We start from the raw sequence: 16,613 nt of genomic DNA on the forward strand, positions 1-16,613 counted from the left end.
CTCTTTTCACTCGCCAGAGAGACGGTAGAGCAACGCCATCCGCACTGCCACGCCATTCGCGACCTGCTCTTCGATCACGGATTGGGCTGATGTGGCGACATCGGGCATGATCTCGACGCCTTCGTTCATCGGACCGGGGTGCATCACCAGGCAGTGCGGCGCAGCGCGCGCCACGCGCTCAGCAGTGATGGCAAAAAAGCGACTGTACTCTCGCAGGGAAGGGAGCAACCCTGCTTCCATTCGCTCCTTCTGCAAGCGCAGGGTCATAATCACATCGGCATCTTTGATACACTCGTCCAGGTTGCTGGTGATCGTCAGGTCGGGCCAGGTCGCTTTCCAGAACGACTCCGGACCGATCAACGTCTGCGGCGCACAGAGTGTCACCGAAGCGCCCATACGGGTAAAGCCCCACAGATTAGACCGCGCAACCCGGCTATGCAGAATGTCGCCGACGATCACCACCTTGAGACCCTCGATACGCCCCAGTCGCTGCCGCACTGTAAAGAGATCGAGGAGCGCCTGGGTCGGGTGCGCATGGCGCCCGTCGCCAGCGTTGATCACCGAACCGTGGAAATACTGCGCTGCCAGGTACGGCGCTCCTGACTCACTGTGGCGCATGACCAGCATATCGGCGCCAAGCGCCTGCAATGTTCGCACGGTGTCGATCAGCGATTCACCCTTCTCGACGCTGCTGCCGCGCGCCGTGAAGTTGACGACATTGGCGGAGAGCGCTTTCCCGGCGAGTTCAAACGAAATCCGGGTGCGGGTGCTCTCTTCAAAGAACATGTTGACGATCGTTTTACCGCGCAGGGTCGGCACCTGCTTGATTGCCCGCCCCAGCACCTCTTTCATGCTGACGGCGGTTTCGAGAATCTCTTCGATCTCCTGAGTTGAGAAATCGTCGAGATCGAGCACGTGCCGGCGACGATCCCGTCGTTTTCCCGCCTCCGCAGGTACGCTCATAACTCAGAACTCCTTACCCGCTGGTCGCTGTGGTGCGCACGATGAAGACGCCATCCACGCCGCCATCGACCTCATGCAGGCGGGTGGCGATCCGTTCATCGCGCGAGGTAGGTACGTTTTTCCCCACGAAATCGGCGCGGATCGGCAACTCGCGATGACCGCGATCGATCAGCACCGCCAGCTGAATGCGCGCCGGTCTGCCGAAATCGGTCAGTGCATCGAGCGCTGCGCGAATAGTGCGCCCGGTGTAGAGCACATCATCGACAAGCACGACCGTGCGCCCACTGATGTCGAAGGGAATATCGGTAGCGTGCACGACCGGCGCCGGACCGCGGATGCCGAGGTCGTCACGGTAAAGGGTGATGTCCAGCACACCGACCGGCACGCGCACGCGCTCGATCTCTTCGAGTGCAGCCGCAATGCGCATCGCCAGCGGAGCGCCACGTCGCCGGATGCCGACGAGCGCCACATCACGCACCCCGGCGTTGCGCTCGGCGATCTCGTGCGCAATACGAGTGATGGCGCGGCGGATATCATCAGCATCCAGGATCTGCTTTTCCCCCATATGCGCTACCCTTCGAGCATCTGTTTCAGGTTGCTCAGCGTTTGCTCCAGGTCTTTCTGGTTCTGCCGTTCAACGAACAGTTTGTCGAGAATCCCGCCGATCAGAGCGCCGCCCGGGACCGTGTAGTCGATGCGCACATGCACCTGTGTGCCGCTCATTTCGGGGGTCAGGCGCCACACCCAGACATTCGACAGGTCGCCGCTCCCCTCTTCGCGCAGATAGCGCCCCGGTTCAATCGCGGCGAAGGTTGTTTTGCCGCGAAAGGTCAGCGTTCCCGCCATTTTGAACGTCCAGGCAAACGTGTCGCCAACGTTGCGCCCGGTCACATCGTGCACTTCTTCGAGACCGACAACCCATTTCGGCGCGTCTTCGACGCGCAGAAGCGCCTCGAACACCGTATCAACCGGCACATTGATGAAGATGCTGTGTTCCACCGACGACATTGTCCTGCTCCTTTCCCAACTGCATGATCGAAACGTTGCGGACGGCTCCGTGCTACGGAACAGCGCAGCGCGCGATTCGGTCGTATAATACGGGAGAACAGACAGATTGACAATCGAGAAACGCTTTCTGGATCCACCATCAATGGCGCAGCATGAAACAACCGTCTATATCGGGCTTGGCAGCAACATTGGTGACCGCGTTGCCCGGCTACGGGAATCGGTCGTGCGTTTGAGCCAGGTCATCAAGGTTACGCGCGCCTCACGCCTGTATGTGCAGGCGCCGCTGGGCTATGTCAGCCAGCATGCGTTCATCAATGCAGTGGTTGAAGGTCGCACGACGCTCAAGCCGTTCGATCTGCTGGTTGAACTGCAAAAGATCGAACGTGCTATGGGGCGGCGCCGGGGGATTCAGTACGGTCCGCGCCCTATCGATCTTGACATTCTCTTTTACGGTACGGCGCAGATGGAGTCGTTTGAATTGACCATCCCCCACCCCCGTCTGGCTCAGCGCGCATTCGTCCTGAAGCCGCTTGCCGAACTTGCGCCCGATCTGATGCACCCGGTGTTGTACTATACCGTCACCCAGTTACTTGCCGATGTCGATGATGCCGACCAGGTGAAACTGTACGATCCAGGCGTCTGATGCTGATGCCGCCAGGCATCATATCCCCAGTTCTGTGCGCAGACCGGCTATCTCTTCCTCAAGTTCATGCGCCAGTGCAAGGCTGTCCGTTTCGGGCAGGAACGCCGCGTGCGCGCCGGTCAACGCTATCCGCGTCAGGTCATCGGCGGTAAAGCCGAAAAGCCGGGTTGCCATGCGATATTCATTGCACAGGGTTGTGTTGAAGAAGACCGGATCGTCGGTGTTGATCGTCAGTGGTACGCCAGCATCAAAGAGGCGACGCAGCGGATGCGCATCGAGACCAGAGACGGCGCCGGTGCGCACATTGCTGGTCGGGCAGACATCGAGCACGATATTGCGCATTCGGAGGGCAGTGATCAGTTCTGGATCGTCGATGCTGCGAATGCCATGCCCCACGCGGCGGACACCCAGCGCATCGATCGCGCCCCAGACACTTGCAGGACCGACCACTTCGCCAGCGTGCGCCATCACCTGCAACCCCGCGCGCCGGGCCGCAGCAAAAACTCCGGCAAACGGCTCCGGCGGATGGTTAATCTCATCGCCGCCGATCGACCAGCCAACCACACCATAGGGCATATTGCGGATAGCGTGCTCCAGCAGTTGCCAGGCCAGTTCCACCCCGAACTGGCGCCCATAATCGAAGACCAGCCCGAACCGCACGCCATACTCACGGGTTGCGCGTGCAAAACCGGATGCTGCACCCTGCACCACTTCATCGAGATCGAGAGCGCGGCGATGATACTGAACCGGCGAAATCATCACTTCAGCATAGCGAACGCGCTGTTTCGCCAGATCCTCGCCAAGTTCATACGCCACCTGCTCAAAATCGCGCCCGGTTGTCAGGGATCGCGCCAGAACCATGAAGATGGTCAGGAATTCGTGGAAGTTGTGATAGTTGAAGAGTTGCGCCACCCCCGCTTCATCGCGCGCTGGCAGATCGACGTCGTTGCGTTCGGCAAGCGCCAGCAGGGTAGAGGGACGAATAGCGCCTTCCAGGTGAAGGTGCAGTTCAACCTTCGGCATGCGGGTGACGAACTCATCGATCTCGGGGAGCAGTTGCTGCTGGGTGCTCACAGCCACCTCGATTCCTCAACAGACGCACCGTATCTGGTCACCAGGCGCAGGTCTACGGCGTCGATCCGTGTACGTCGGAGCGGGGCGTCGTTGCTATGAACCGGGGCGGATCAGGCGCGATCAGCGAGTTGCCACAGCCTCAAGGCGTTCGGCGTTGTCAGCAATGATCAGCGCATCGATCAGACGGTCAAGATCGCCATCGAGGATACCTGGAAGATTCGAGAAGTTTTGCCCGATCCGATGATCCGTCACCCGGTCTTGCGGAAAGTTATAGGTGCGAATCTTCTCGGCGCGTTCGCCGGCGCCGACCTGCGCCAGACGCGACTCTCCCAGTTCTTTGCGGCGCTTCTCTTCTTCGCGAGCATAGAGACGGGCGCGCAAGACGGCGAGCGCCGATGCCTTGTTCTTCAGTTGCGAACGACTATCCTGACAGGTCACAACGATTTCTTCCGGCGTTCCCGGCTTGTACACAATCCGCACCGCCGAGTCGGTGGTGTTGACCCCCTGACCGCCATGCCCGCTCGAACGAAAGACATCGACCCGATAATCGGACGGGTTCAGTTCGATCTCGGTCTCTTCAATTTCCGGCAGGACGGCGACGGTGGCAGTAGAGGTGTGAATCCGCCCGCGCGCTTCGGTGGCCGGCACCCGCTGCACGCGATGAACGCCGCCTTCGTACTTGAGGCGGCTATACGCCCCTTCGCCCTTGATCTCGAACACAATCTCTTTATAGCCGCCGGGACCGTTCTCCGTTGCGCTGATGACGTCCACATCCCACCCGCGCTGTTCGGCGTAGCGCGTATACATGCGGAACAGGTCTGCGGCGAAGAGCGCCGCCTCGTCGCCGCCTTCGCCCTGTCGCAGCTCCATGATGACATTCTTCGAGTCATTCGGGTCGCGCGGCAGCAGCAAGACCTTGATATCCGTCTCGAGTCGGGCGCGGCGCTCGATGAGATGGTCCAGTTCCTCCTGGGCGAGTTGACGCACCTCCGGATCGGTCTCGTTCGCCAGCAAGAAGCGGGTATCCTCGATCTGGCGTTCCACATCGCGGTACGCCTGATACGCCTCGACGAGCGGTTCAAGGTCGCGCTGCTCACGCACATACTGCTGCAACCGAACGGGATCGGTGGCGATCTCGGGTTGCGCCATCAGATCGAGCAGTTCGTTGTAGCGTGCAGCGACGTTGGCAAGTTTATCGATCAGAGCAAGAGCCATAGTTGTAACACCTGAAGCATTATACCATGCGCATCGGGCATGACAGAGCGCCGGGTGCCATGCCCGGCGCTCTGCGACGGTTGAGAAGCGGGTTAACCCTGCTGAGCCTGCTGCAATGCCTTCTTGCGGCGATTGCGCTCAGCACGGCGACGCTTTTCTTTGCGCTTTTCGCTTTCAGAAATAAAATGCATCTTCTCGCGGAAGGTCTTGGTGATGCGCTCGGCAACAACAACCTTGTTGAATCGACGAAGCAATTGATCAACGGTCTCGCCGTCGCGTCGTTCTACTCGCATATTTCTGGCTTATCCACACACGCTGGTGATTCACCCGGCGCGGAAGAACAACCTGTTCACCTCCCCCCGGCGCAGCATTACGGTGCGATCTGCGCCTGCACCGCTTGCACATCCTTTAGTATACACGCTCGATCTGGATCGCGCAACCTGGATGCAAAACCGCGAAACCGGCACATGCCCTGTCCGTTTGCTTATTCCCAACTCCCCGCTTCCCAGCCATATTCAATGCCGTGTTGCTGCAGGAGCGCCTGGAGGCGTGCGTCGGCTTCGATCAGTTCGGTGATCCGGCTGACTGCTGCGTTCAATACGTCCTTCGTGATTGCCCGATCTGCTGCCAGATCGGCGGGAACGTCAAACAGAATGGCGAAGGTATGACGGATGTACTCGTCGCCAGTTGTCATAGGTTGCTCCGTGATTTCAGTTACGGCGTAACAATCGTAAACGACGCTCCCGTGCTCCTGCCGAACACATCCGGCGCATATGTTCGATACGCAGTTGCCGGCAGCGCGACGTATGTCCCTGGAACGGTCGCCCGCGCCAGATAGGTGTAGGTGTAGACCCCTTTCGGCAGGTCGGTGGCAAAGAGCGCCACCCGCCCATCGCGCACTTCGGTGTGCGTAAAGTACCACCAGTAGGGCATCGCGTCACCGCCTTCGATCCGCGGCGCCAGCGTCGCTTCCCGCGCTGCTGCAGTGGTTGTCTTCAGGCTGGCATCCAGCGCTTCCAACCCACCGGGAAGGAAGTCCTCCACGGTCAGGTAGCGCACATCGGTTGGGACGCGCAGGGTGATGCGGACCTGCACCAGGTCGCCCTGGCGCGCCTGAGTGATCAGTTGCCCGGTTGGAGTGAGCGTGTCGCTGGCGACGGCGATATACTCGCGCTGCACGATGAATCCCCGATCAAGCGCCTGAGCAGTGGCGACATCCTCAGCGTAGCGCAGGCGCACGGTGTAGTAGAGCCGCCCTTTGCTGCTCTGTCCGGGTCTTGCCTGCCGTTGCAGCGCCACCTGATTGCCTTCGGGTTTCAGTTCGGATGCTGCAATGATCACCCGATCAGTCTCGCGCAGGGTGTCACGCGTGACGGTCGCTTCGCGGAGGGTGCGCCCGTCGAGTGTTGCGCGATAGCGGTAGTCGGCTTGCAGGTCATCGGTCTGGCTCGCGTATTCGGCAAGCGCAAGCACGGCGCCCGCCGAATCGTAGGTCGTGCGCCAGACATCACGCTCCCGCTCGCCCATCAACCAGCGCGCTGCGTTAGGAATTAAGAAGTTCTGCGGATCGGCGCGCAACAGCGCACGCAACGCCAGACCGGTGGTAGTCACGTCGCTGTCAAGTCCCCAGAACCACATGTCCCCTGCATCCCAGTGCGCATCGGATGCCGTCAGCACGGCCCGCCCCATCAGTTCGGCAAGGAGCGTCTTGATGCGACTCTCCTCGCTCCCAGCCGTCTGGAGCGCCATAAGCAGGTAGGCTTTTCCGGCAGGTGTGAGATTGTTCCGTTCGTTGTACAGGTTCACCAACCGTCCACGATCCGGCTTCCCTGCTTCACCAAGGACAAAGAGCACATAGACGCGGTCATTGGGGTCGTTCAGGCGCCGGGAGTCATTGAGCGCTTCGGTCAGGAAGGTCAGCGCCTGATCCAGCATCGACTGATCCACGGCAAACCCGGCGCGTTGCGCCTCCACCAGACCCTGAACGGCATACGCCGTAAGATAGGGATCGCTCCGGTCGCCGCTCCACCATCCCCAACCGCCATCGAGTTGTTGCAGCGCAGAAAGACGCTGCACGCCATTCGTTACGCTGCGCTCCAGCGTTGCGCGCAACTGCGGGTCGTCGAAGCCCGCCTGCTGGATCAGACGGTAGGACGCGACTGCTGGCAGAAAACTGCTGACAGTTGCTTCGCTGCTGAAGTACGGCGCGCTCGCCAGTTTCTCGACACCTTTGACAATGCCAGCGACCAGCGACGGTGTGAGATCCAGTTCGACCCGCGCACTGGCGATTTTCTCCGGCGGCAGTTTGATCGTTTCGACCACCTGATCGATCACCTGACCGGCGCTGGCGGTCGCTTCGGCAGTAGTAAGCCGACGCAGCGGCGCCCGCGTCTCGATGGCATCCTGGTACCCTCCACCGACGGCGCGTACCGTCAGCAACGCTTCATCGCTTTCACCGGGCGGCTCATTGACCGTCGCCTGCCAGCGCACCAGCACGGTTCCGTTTGCCGGAACATTAACCTGCTGCTCGGTCGGTCCGTCAATGGTCAGCGCAGGGTTGGGCGCGATCCGCACTGTCGCGTCGATGGCGGCGCTCGTGGTGTTCTGCACCACCACCTGCAACACCGGGCGGTCGCCGACGGTGAGCGCACGCGGCAGGGTTGGACGCAGGAGCAATGGTTTGCTGGAAACAATGTCGATCGTTGCTTCACCAACCAGGGTATCGGCGGTGATGGCGCGCGCCGTCAGGCGCCAGGTCGTCAGGTTGTCCGGCAGGGTCACGCTGAACTGCGCCATGCCGTTATCATCGGTGACCAGCGCCGGGTTCCAGAAGGCGGTATCGAGAAAATCGCGTCGGACGAGGGTTCCTGCTTCCAGACCGCCGCCACCGCCTTTGTCGCCCGGTTGTAGCCGCAACGTCACCCGATCAACCAGCGCCGTCAGCGGGTTGGAGGTGAATACGCCAAGCGCGCGCTGATTGTAGAACGCCTGGAGCAGTGACGGATTGGGATCATCAAACAGCGTCAGCACCGCCTTATCGACCAGCGCCAGCGCCACCTCGGCACGCACCCCCTTGCCGGTGTAGTCGGTCGCTTTCACCGTGTAAGTGACCGTATCGCGCGGACCGACCTGTGTTTTATCAGGGGTGAGCGTCAGGGTCAGTTCCTGACGTTCAGTTGAGACCGGCAGTTTCACGATACCCACCCGCAGATCGGGCGCGGCGGGCGCATCGACGCTGCTGCCGTCACCCGGCGCTTTGATCAGCGTCAGCGAAACGTACACGTTTGGCGCATACTCCTCACGGATGGGAACCTGCAACACACCGGTCGAACCCTGGATCGTCAGAACGCGATGTTCGATAACATTGCCGCGTTCGATGGTGAGTAGCGCGGTCGTGTCCGGGTAGGGCGCCGTCACCAGGATCGTTGCAGTGTCGCCGGGCTTATAGCGGCGTTTGTCGGCGATCAGATCGACGCGGTTGCTGTCATCGACTCCCCAGAAGACAATGCCGCCGGAAGCCCACGTATAGGCGCTCGTCTGCACAACCCGTCCCGCGTCATCCTTCCCTTTTGCCACAATCCGGTAGAGACCGCCCTGCGGCGGCGTGAATTGCACCTGCCCGCGCCCCTGCCCGTCGGTGACGGCGGAGAGCGTCTCGATCAGCGTATCGGTGTAGGCGGATGTCCAGTAGAAACGCCCATCGGCGCCCTGTTCGCGCACACTGTACCACTCGCGCTCATAGACCTCCACATCCAGCGAACGGTTCGGCGCCGGATTGCCTTGAGGCGTCAGGGTGATGATTGAGATTTGCTGCGGTTGCCCGGCGCTGGCAACATATCCTTCAGGGCGCAGACCGACGTAGAACGCGCCAGCGTGAACCGTTACCACCCCCTGGGCGGCGATCACCTGACCATCAACATCGGTCACCTCGACATCGATGGTCAGCGTCTGGCTGCCGGTGCGCACTCCGCTGTCCAGAGGACGGCGTTCATAGATCGACGCGGGAAGCGTCAGGGCGAACCGTCCCTGTGCATCAGTCGCCCCCTCACCTTCAGCAATCAGTTCGCCAAAAAGGAACGATGGTTCACCGGCGGCATACCAGGCATACGCATTATCGAAATCGGCGAAACTGAAGTTTGGCGCCGCGTCGCTGAAGAACCAGAAGGGTTGCGCAAGGACGCGCCAGCGCACCGGCGCTCTGGCAGGCGCGCCGCCCGCAAAGTAGGCAGCCTGGACATTGACATTCAACGGATCGCCGCGCAGCAGATCGGTGGCAGCCGGCGTGACAGTGACTTCAAAGGCGGGCACGCGATACTCGGCAACCAGAAAACTGCCGAATACGGCGGGATCGGTTTCATCGACTCCCTGCACACCACCGAGCCGCGCTACCATCGAGTAGGACCCCAGCGGCGCTCCCTGCGCCAGCGGCAGGTCGACGTTGAATGTTCCGAAGGCGCTGAAGGTGAGGGTTGTCGAAAAAACGGTGTTTCCCTCCGGATCACTCACGTACAGATACGCGCGGTCACCGGCGCCGGGAAGGACATACCGCTCCGCCTGACCCTGCCCCGCACTAACGGCAATGCCGCGCAATGCGCCACGCAATCGCACCGTCTGACCCGGACGATAGATCGGTTTGTCGGTCAGCAGACTCCCGGCAAATTTCTGCGGCTGGTAGTCGGCTGGCACACCGAAACTCCAGGGATCGATCCCGGAAGACCACTCGGTGGTGGTGAATGTCTGCACCCTGTCGCCATCCGACGACCAGACGAACAGGGACCACACATCACGCGCATCGAACGGCGCTTCCAACACACCGTCCGCATTGGTGCGCCCCAGATCGACGGGTGTACTGAGACCGGTCTCATACCGGTAGGCGGCAGCACGCACCGGTAGTCCCGCAACCGGCTTGCCGGTGGACAGATCAACCGCCCAGACGAACAGGCGATCCGTGCCACGCTTCACCGTCAGCGCATATGGGCTGACCGCCATCACCTGACGATCAACCAGATCGCCCGACGCGCGCAACTCCAGATAGTAGAGACCTGCCTCCAGCGCGCCGACCTCGATGATTCCGACCCTCCCCTTGTTGCGTTCGCCGCCGAGCGATTGCGTTCCCCCGGTCACAATATCGTTCGCTGCTGGCGAAAAATCCCTCCAGTACTCATAACTCAGCATCAGTTTCGCCGCCTGTTCCGGCGACAGCCGCGAAATTCGCCACTCGACGTCTGGCACGTTGATCCATTGGATCGGAACTCGTACCGTGCCAGCAGCGCGATAAAAACCGGCGCGGTAGGAACCGATCAGACTGAGTGACGGCTCACGCGGACCGACGCGGAAGGTCGCTGTCACATCGCGCCCCAGTGCGACGCCGAAGGGATCGCGCGCTGCCGCCCCGACGGTGACACGATATTCCGTATCAGGCTCGAACTGCCCGTAGATAGTGAACCCGGTTTCGTATCCCGACGTATAGACATCGGTCAGCGCCGGTTCGATGACCAGATTCTGGCTGACTGTTGTCCAGTCCATCGGTGTGCTGAAGATCAGGGTCAGGCTCCCATAATCAGGCGATACCACATCGCCCGGCGCCGGTCTGGTCGTGACGAGCGCTGGCAACGGCGCGACGCGGAACGAACTGCTGAACGCCTGCGCCAGCGCCCCGTTGCCGCGCGCCGAACGTGCACCGGCATCGACGATGATGGTATAGGAAGCGCCGCGATCCAGTAGCGCGTCAGGACGAAAGATCACGCTTGTTCCGCTGATCGCTAGTGTGCCAGCGATCAGGGCGCCATCGCTCCGCACGACGCGCAGGGCGCTGCGGAGCGACATCAGATCCATCGGCTGGTTGAAGGTGATCGTGATCGGTTCGGTTGGCGACGCAAAATCGGTTTGCGGGAGCGCCAGCTCCACCGCCGGATCGATGGTGCGAAACGACCAGACATACTCATTGCGCAGCACGCCGCCGGTCTGATCGGTCAATCCGGCGGCAACCCGCACCCGGTAATCGGTCGATGGATCGAGCGGTGCCGTCAGCGAAATGACAAACGTGGACGTGTCGATCCAGCGCGCCACGCCCCGCACCGGCGGGTCAACGGTTGCCGCCACGGGCAATCCGCCGGTTGATGCCACATCCACCAGCGGCACGACCGGATGGTTGAAGCGCACACTGATCCGCGGTATGTCGGTCGGTACATCGCGCGTATCGCCAGCAGGCTCGACCTGCCGCACCTCAAGATCGCCGATGACGATGAATGACCACTCGAACGGTTTGGTGTTGAGCATTGCGCCGGAGATTGTGCTGACTCCCGGTTCAATCACGGCGCGATACCGTACCCCGCGCTGCAGCGGCGCAGCCGGCTTGAAGCGAATACCGTCATCGAACGTCTCGACCGTACCCGCGACCGCCACCCCGCCCGCGTCGAACAAACGAAAACTGGCGCCCGCCGACGAGCGATCCACGTCACGATGGAGCCGGATTTCGATTGGTCGGTCTGCTGCAACATCGAACTCGCCATCAAACGGGCGGGTATCGACCAGCAACGGTGCTGCGGTGGTAAAACTCCAGCTGAACGGGCGCTCCATCCGCGCCGCGCCATCGGGTGTCAGGTCAGGGCGCACCGTCACCTGATAGGTTGTCGCAGCACGCAATCCGCCTTCAGGGAAGAACCCGAAACGGGTCGGCGAGAGCCAGCGCCCAATGCCGCTCACTGCCGTCGAATCACTGCCGATGGTCAGTGTCAGCGGTTGGGGCAGATCGGCGGCGCGGCGTGGATCGTCGGCGGACGCGGCGACGGTCTCTGCGCTCACCACCGGGGCGCTGAACTCAACGGTGATCAGTGTTTCGAGGGGAATATCGGCGGTGCCATCGGCAGGCGCGACATCGCGCACTGCCACATACGGCGCAGTGCGGAAACGCACCGTCTGGGCGCCTTCGGAGGCGCGACCAAGCGCGTTCCGCACACCCGCGCCAATCGTCAGGGCATACTCCGCGCCGTACTGCAACCCGCCGACGGGTTGCACCAGCGCAACATTGCCCTGGACATCGATCTGCACATCGACCGGCGGTTCGAGGCGCACAACGGCAACCAGCGAGTCGCGCTGCACCGGTTGACTGAACTCGATCCGCAGCGGCGCCTGCGGATTGACCGCCTCTGCGCCATCAGGCGGCTCGATCCGGACGATCTGCGGCGCGCTCAGGATCAACGGGCCGGCGAACACACCGGCGATGATCAGGATCAGTCCGATGCCAGCGGCAATGATTGCACGAAGCGGGAAGCGTGGCGACGGTTTCATTGTGTTTCCCCTCCTCAGAATCTGTGAGACGCTCAGTTTGCCTGTGACGCCTGACGCACTTCAAACTCGACGATCGGACTGCGCACGATGTGCCCATCCACGTTGTGTCCCTCTGCCCACACCCGATGCCTCCCCGGTTGCAGTTGCCAGAATACCCGTGACGCCGACGTTGTAACCAGCGGCGCACCATTAATGTAGATCGTCACACGGTCGATCTCTGGCGCCGCCCCCACGGTCAGCGCAATCTGCTGTCGCTCCGCCGGTACGCCTGGACTCAATGCAAACACCGCACCGTGGGCAGGAGCGGTGATCAGCAATGGCAGCGTGTTGCGCGATATGAGACGGGGTTCGCGTTCGCCAGCGTCCCCGCCTGAACCAGACGCAGGCGCATTGTTGCCCGGCGGATCGCCAGTATTCGCCGTGATCGGCGGGCAGACCTGGCGTGGTGGACGGGGAATGCCAGCGCTCTCCGCCCACGGTTGCGCTTCCGGCGGCAACACCCGATAGATGCGCACCACGGTACGCGCCGACGGATACCGATCCGGCGCCCGACAGTCACGCACCGGATCGACGCGCACCAGAATGTGCGTATCGTCCGGTCGCTGCGGCGTATGCTCTGCCAGAAACCGTTCGAGTCGCGTCGCCGGGCAGACCGGCGACGGCAGCAGACCGCCCTCAGCGCAGATCGTCAGTTCGACGATCCCCGGCGGACGGGGAAACGGACGCGGCGGCAATCCGCGGTGCGCCGCCAGCATCACCTGGCGCCAGACCGGAGCGGCGCCGGTGACGCCGCTCACCGCCTCCATCGCCCGACCGTCAGCATTCCCGATCCACACCCCAACCACCCGGTCTGGTGTATATCCAACCGTCCAGTTGTCGCGCCAGTCGGTTGTGGTACCGGTTTTGACCGCTGCGGGGCGATCCATGTCGAGCGCGCCGCCAAATGCGCGCATACGGGCATACCGATCACTCAGGATGTCGCTGATCAGATACGCAATGCGCGGATCGAGCGCCGGGGATGGCGGATCGACCGCTTCCGGCCCAGACGCACGCGAAACCGGATCGCCGCCGATCTTCAGGATAGCATACGGCGTTACCCGCATGCCGCCATTTGCAAATGCCGCGTATGCGCCGGTCAACTCCAGGAGCGACACCTCGCCGCCGCCGAGGGTCAGCGCCAGACCGAAGCGCCCCGGCTGATTGCCGAGTGATGTGATGCCAAGACGCGCCGCCATATCGAGCAACGCTGGAATGCCGACAAAATCGAGGGTGCGAACGGCGGCGACATTCGAGGAGGTGGCAAGCGCCTCGCGCAGCGACAGAGGACCGTGAAACGCGCGGTCGTAGTTCAGAGGGGCGTAGACCTGTCCGCTGGAGTCGACGAACGACACCGGTACGTCAAGGATCGTGGTCGCCGGTGTCCATCCACGTTCAAGCGCTGCCGCATAGGTGAGCGGCTTGATCGCCGAACCGGGCTGGCGGAGCGCAAGTGCGGCGTTGACCTGCCCCTGAATCGTGTTGTCGGTGAAATCCGGACTGCCGACCATCGCCAGAATGGCGCCGTCGCGCGGGTCGATCACCACCACTGCGCCATTGCGGGCACGCCGATCCGGGCTGCCATCATACGGGTTGGCAAGCGCAGCGATCTGACGACGCAACGCGCGTTCTGCGGCTTCCTGCAACCCCAGATCAAGCGTTGTCGTGATCGTCAGACCGCCACGCGCCACAATGTCGGGACCCAGTTCGGCAGCCAGGCGTTCCAGAACGAAGAAGACGAAATGCGGCGCGCGCGGCAGGCATCCGGGAGTATCGCATCCGGCGCTGAAGCGTAATGGTTCATTGGCGGCAATCTCCGCCTCTGCTGGCGTGATGAAACCGACGCGCACCATCGCCACCAGCACATCGCGTTGACGGGCGCGCGCTGCGTCTGGGTTGATCAACGGATTATAGCGCGACGGCGCCTGCGGCAAACCGGCGATCAAGGCTGCTTCGGCGAGATCGAGGTCGCGCGCAGGTTTGCCGAAGAACCGCTGTGATGCCGCCTCGACGCCGTAACTCATCGCGCCATAATAGGTCTGATTGAGGTACATTTCCAGGATGTCGTCCTTGGGAAGCGTCGCGGTCAGTTTGAGCGCCAGTATCATCTCGCGCGCCTTGCGCTCCAGTGTCTGCTCCTGCGCCAGCGACGGATCGAGCAGAAACGAACGCGCCAGTTGCTGTGTGATCGTGGAGCCGCCAGCGACAATCCGACCCTGCTGCAGATTGAGCCAGATTGCGCGTGCGATGCCCCGCAGGTCGATCCCCGGATTGGCGTAGAAACCAGCGTCTTCGACCGCAATCGTCGCCTGAATCAGCGCTGGCGAAATGTCGCCAAGCGACACGTGAGAACGTTGCGCACCCAGCGGATCAGGCACGGCGTAGAGCAGACGACCGTTGCGGTCCAGCACCCGTGTCGCATCGAGGGCGGCACGTTCACGCAACCGCTCACGGGAAGGCAGATCGGTCGACATCCACAACCAGGCGACGAGGAGCGCCAGCGCGAGGACGCAGATGCCGGTGCAACGCGCGACAATTGCAGCCACGCTGCGCAACCGTTTTGAGCCGAACCGCAGCAACGTGCATTCTCCATTGCCGAGCGTCTGTAGATAGATACGTCACGATTACATCATAGCACATGAGCCGCGCGAAGGGAATGAATAACGGATGACATGACGGCATGACTGTAACGCAGTGCATCAGAAGGGTCTTGCCATCCCGCAACGAACACGGTATCATACAGGTGCACGGCATCGTAGAACGTGTATTCTGGCGATGCGTATCATTGTGACAGCCGATCTCCACTATCGACCGGCGAAGCGCGATGCTTATCTGGCGTTCGCCGAATGGGTGCGGCAGCGTAACCCCGACTGTTTCATTATTGCAGGAGATATCGGGCATCCGCTGCGCCTGTTTCAGCGCGGTCTGCAACTCTTCCGCGATCTGACGTGTCCCCGTGCTGTCATTGCCGGTAACCACGATGTCTATCGCAGCGATTACGACAGTCGCACGCTGTGGGAGGCATGGCTGCCGCGCATTGCCCGCGACGAAGGGTTTATCTGGCTCGAAGATGATGTGCTGACCCTGGGGAATGTCGGTGTTTGCGGCACCATGGCGTGGTACGACTATTCATCGCGCGCGCCGCACCTGACGCTCGGCGATCACGAGTATCGCGTGCTGAAGGGGAGTGTCAACCACGACGCCGATTATGTCGATTGGCCCTGGAGCGACCGGGCAATGGCGCGCTATCTGGCAAAGGGTTTTGCCGGGCGCCTGGGGAACCTGGTCAACAATCCGCTGGTTTCGCGGATCCTGGTTGTCACCCACGTGCCGATCATCGAGATCGCTGTGCCACGCTACCCTGAGAGCGATTTCTGGAGCCTGATGCGCGCTTATATGGGCAACTTTACACTGGGGAAACTGGTACTCGATCAGCCGAAGGTGAGCCATATCGTCAGCGGGCATCTCCACCGCGCCGGGCGCTGGACGATTGCGGGGCGGTATGGTCCCGTTGAATGCCATATCGTCGGCAGCGCTCCCGGCGAACCGACAGCGGTCGAGTTGACGTTGTAGCCTACCCTTCCGCCGATTGCGCCGCTTTCGCTGCCAGCCAGCGCTGCACCTGATCCCGCACCCAGGCGGCGTCCGCTGGCGGCAGCGGCGGCGGCGGCACGGGCGCACTGTAATCCACCCAATCGCCGTACCGCGCGCGTCCATACGCCGTCTCGAACACCTGTTGCAGGTTCAGCGTCACCACGCCGAACTCGACGGTCGTCGGCACAAGAATCGTCGGCAACGGGTCGCGCAGGTCGATGAACCACACTTCGTAGCGGTAGTCGGTCGCGCGCTTCAGCAGCACGCAGTAGTCGCTCTTGCCCGCCGTCGCCGTGAAGCGCGCCCCGGCGCGCAGCAGGTCGATTTCGATCCAGTTGGTGCGCGACTCGAACACCACGGCGCGTTTGCGTTCAAAGGCGGTCGCGCTGGGGGCGCCGGGGGTCTTGTTGGCTGGCGACAGGAGCTCGATAATCGTCACCACGCGGCGCGTGCGCGCGTCGCGGATTTCGATGAAGCGCTCGCGCACCTCCGGTTCCGGCAGCGGTTCAATCAGGGTCGGGGCGGTATATCCGGCGTCGAGCGGCGCCGTCACGCCTGGACGCGCCGGAGTGACGACCGCCAGATCGGGAATGATGGCGCCGACCGGCGGCGTCTCCTCTTCGCTGACGATCAGGCGCTGCTCGACCGCAACAATAAAGTGGGGACTCAACTTTTCCGCCAGCACATCGCTCATACCGACGATCAATCGGGTATGCACATCGGGCCAGATGTCGGGCGCTTCGAGGAAGGGGTCCATGCCGGGAAATGGCGAGCGCATAGGAAGTTCCTT

12 protein-coding genes are annotated in these 16,613 nt (G+C 62.1%); 2 read left to right on the plus strand and 10 right to left on the minus strand.

From position 1 onward, the window contains the following. Positions 1 to 6: 6 nt before the first annotated feature. Genes ROSERS_RS14735 through ROSERS_RS14745 form a run of 3 tightly spaced genes read right to left on the minus strand, consistent with a single transcriptional unit; the run spans position 7 to position 1,971 of the window. Positions 7 to 963, minus strand: a complete 957-nt coding sequence (locus ROSERS_RS14735) for an aspartate carbamoyltransferase catalytic subunit (protein ID WP_011957575.1) — start codon at positions 961 to 963, stop codon at positions 7 to 9. A 13-nt stretch (positions 964 to 976) separates the two neighbouring features. Beyond that, on the minus strand, positions 977 to 1,528 hold the full coding sequence (gene pyrR / locus ROSERS_RS14740) for a bifunctional pyr operon transcriptional regulator/uracil phosphoribosyltransferase PyrR (protein WP_011957576.1): 552 nt from the start codon (positions 1,526 to 1,528) through the stop codon (positions 977 to 979). A gap of 5 nt (positions 1,529 to 1,533) precedes the next feature. After that, positions 1,534 to 1,971, minus strand: a complete 438-nt coding sequence (locus ROSERS_RS14745; protein WP_011957577.1) for an SRPBCC family protein — start codon at positions 1,969 to 1,971, stop codon at positions 1,534 to 1,536. Between the two features lie 142 nt (positions 1,972 to 2,113). Here ROSERS_RS14745 and folK point away from each other — a divergent pair, with 142 nt between their 5' ends. Then, positions 2,114 to 2,614: a 2-amino-4-hydroxy-6-hydroxymethyldihydropteridine diphosphokinase gene (gene folK / locus ROSERS_RS14750; protein WP_011957578.1), complete on the plus strand. Its 501-nt coding sequence runs from the start codon at positions 2,114 to 2,116 to the stop codon at positions 2,612 to 2,614. A gap of 18 nt (positions 2,615 to 2,632) precedes the next feature. On the opposite strand, the gene add is transcribed toward folK, so the two are convergent. From add to ROSERS_RS14780, 6 genes are all read right to left on the minus strand, one after another. Next, the gene (add, locus tag ROSERS_RS14755) at positions 2,633 to 3,694 is read right to left on the minus strand and encodes an adenosine deaminase (protein ID WP_011957579.1); all 1,062 of its coding nucleotides are present in this window, start codon (positions 3,692 to 3,694) and stop codon (positions 2,633 to 2,635) included. Positions 3,695 to 3,808: 114 nt separating this feature from the next. Then, positions 3,809 to 4,891 (minus strand): peptide chain release factor 1, encoded by a 1,083-nt coding sequence (gene prfA / locus ROSERS_RS14760; protein WP_041335494.1) that lies wholly within the window; start codon positions 4,889 to 4,891, stop codon positions 3,809 to 3,811. A gap of 104 nt (positions 4,892 to 4,995) precedes the next feature. After that, positions 4,996 to 5,196 (minus strand): 30S ribosomal protein S21, encoded by a 201-nt coding sequence (gene rpsU / locus ROSERS_RS14765; protein ID WP_041333761.1) that lies wholly within the window; start codon positions 5,194 to 5,196, stop codon positions 4,996 to 4,998. 191 nt (positions 5,197 to 5,387) lie between these two features. Continuing rightward, entirely contained in the window at positions 5,388 to 5,597 is a 210-nt protein-coding gene (locus tag ROSERS_RS14770; RefSeq protein WP_041333765.1) for a hypothetical protein, read from the minus strand. Positions 5,598 to 5,617: 20 nt separating this feature from the next. Then, positions 5,618 to 12,193: an Ig-like domain-containing alpha-2-macroglobulin family protein gene (locus tag ROSERS_RS14775; RefSeq protein ID WP_011957582.1), complete on the minus strand. Its 6,576-nt coding sequence runs from the start codon at positions 12,191 to 12,193 to the stop codon at positions 5,618 to 5,620. A gap of 32 nt (positions 12,194 to 12,225) precedes the next feature. Further along, positions 12,226 to 14,775, minus strand: a complete 2,550-nt coding sequence (locus tag ROSERS_RS14780) for a PBP1A family penicillin-binding protein (RefSeq protein ID WP_232282623.1) — start codon at positions 14,773 to 14,775, stop codon at positions 12,226 to 12,228. Positions 14,776 to 15,004: 229 nt separating this feature from the next. On the opposite strand from ROSERS_RS14780, the gene ROSERS_RS14785 reads away from it, so the two are divergent. After that, on the plus strand, positions 15,005 to 15,802 hold the full coding sequence (locus tag ROSERS_RS14785) for a metallophosphoesterase (RefSeq protein ID WP_157041097.1): 798 nt from the start codon (positions 15,005 to 15,007) through the stop codon (positions 15,800 to 15,802). 1 nt (position 15,803) lies between these two features. Here the strand turns inward: ROSERS_RS14785 and ROSERS_RS14790 are convergent, their stop codons facing one another. Beyond that, complete coding sequence (locus ROSERS_RS14790) at positions 15,804 to 16,601, minus strand: DUF4058 family protein (RefSeq protein ID WP_011957585.1); 798 nt, start codon at positions 16,599 to 16,601, stop codon at positions 15,804 to 15,806. Positions 16,602 to 16,613 lie beyond the last annotated feature (12 nt).

The sequence above is a fragment of the Roseiflexus sp. RS-1 genome (genome assembly GCF_000016665.1).
Lineage (GTDB): Bacteria > Chloroflexota > Chloroflexia > Chloroflexales > Roseiflexaceae > Roseiflexus.

Excerpts from the sequence above, each read along its gene's own strand:
- ROSERS_RS14735 (WP_011957575.1), bottom strand. The coding sequence starts at position 963 with ATGAGCGTACCTGCGGAGGCGGGAAAACGACGGGATCGTCGCCGGCAC.
- pyrR (WP_011957576.1), bottom strand. The coding sequence starts at position 1,528 with ATGGGGGAAAAGCAGATCCTGGATGCTGATGATATCCGCCGCGCCATC.
- ROSERS_RS14745 (WP_011957577.1), bottom strand. The coding sequence starts at position 1,971 with ATGTCGTCGGTGGAACACAGCATCTTCATCAATGTGCCGGTTGATACG.
- folK (WP_011957578.1), top strand. The coding sequence starts at position 2,114 with ATGGCGCAGCATGAAACAACCGTCTATATCGGGCTTGGCAGCAACATT.
- rpsU (WP_041333761.1), bottom strand. The coding sequence starts at position 5,196 with ATGCGAGTAGAACGACGCGACGGCGAGACCGTTGATCAATTGCTTCGT.
- ROSERS_RS14770 (WP_041333765.1), bottom strand. The coding sequence starts at position 5,597 with ATGACAACTGGCGACGAGTACATCCGTCATACCTTCGCCATTCTGTTT.
- ROSERS_RS14775 (WP_011957582.1), bottom strand. The coding sequence starts at position 12,193 with ATGAAACCGTCGCCACGCTTCCCGCTTCGTGCAATCATTGCCGCTGGC.
- ROSERS_RS14785 (WP_157041097.1), top strand. The coding sequence starts at position 15,005 with ATGCGTATCATTGTGACAGCCGATCTCCACTATCGACCGGCGAAGCGC.
- ROSERS_RS14790 (WP_011957585.1), bottom strand. The coding sequence starts at position 16,601 with ATGCGCTCGCCATTTCCCGGCATGGACCCCTTCCTCGAAGCGCCCGAC.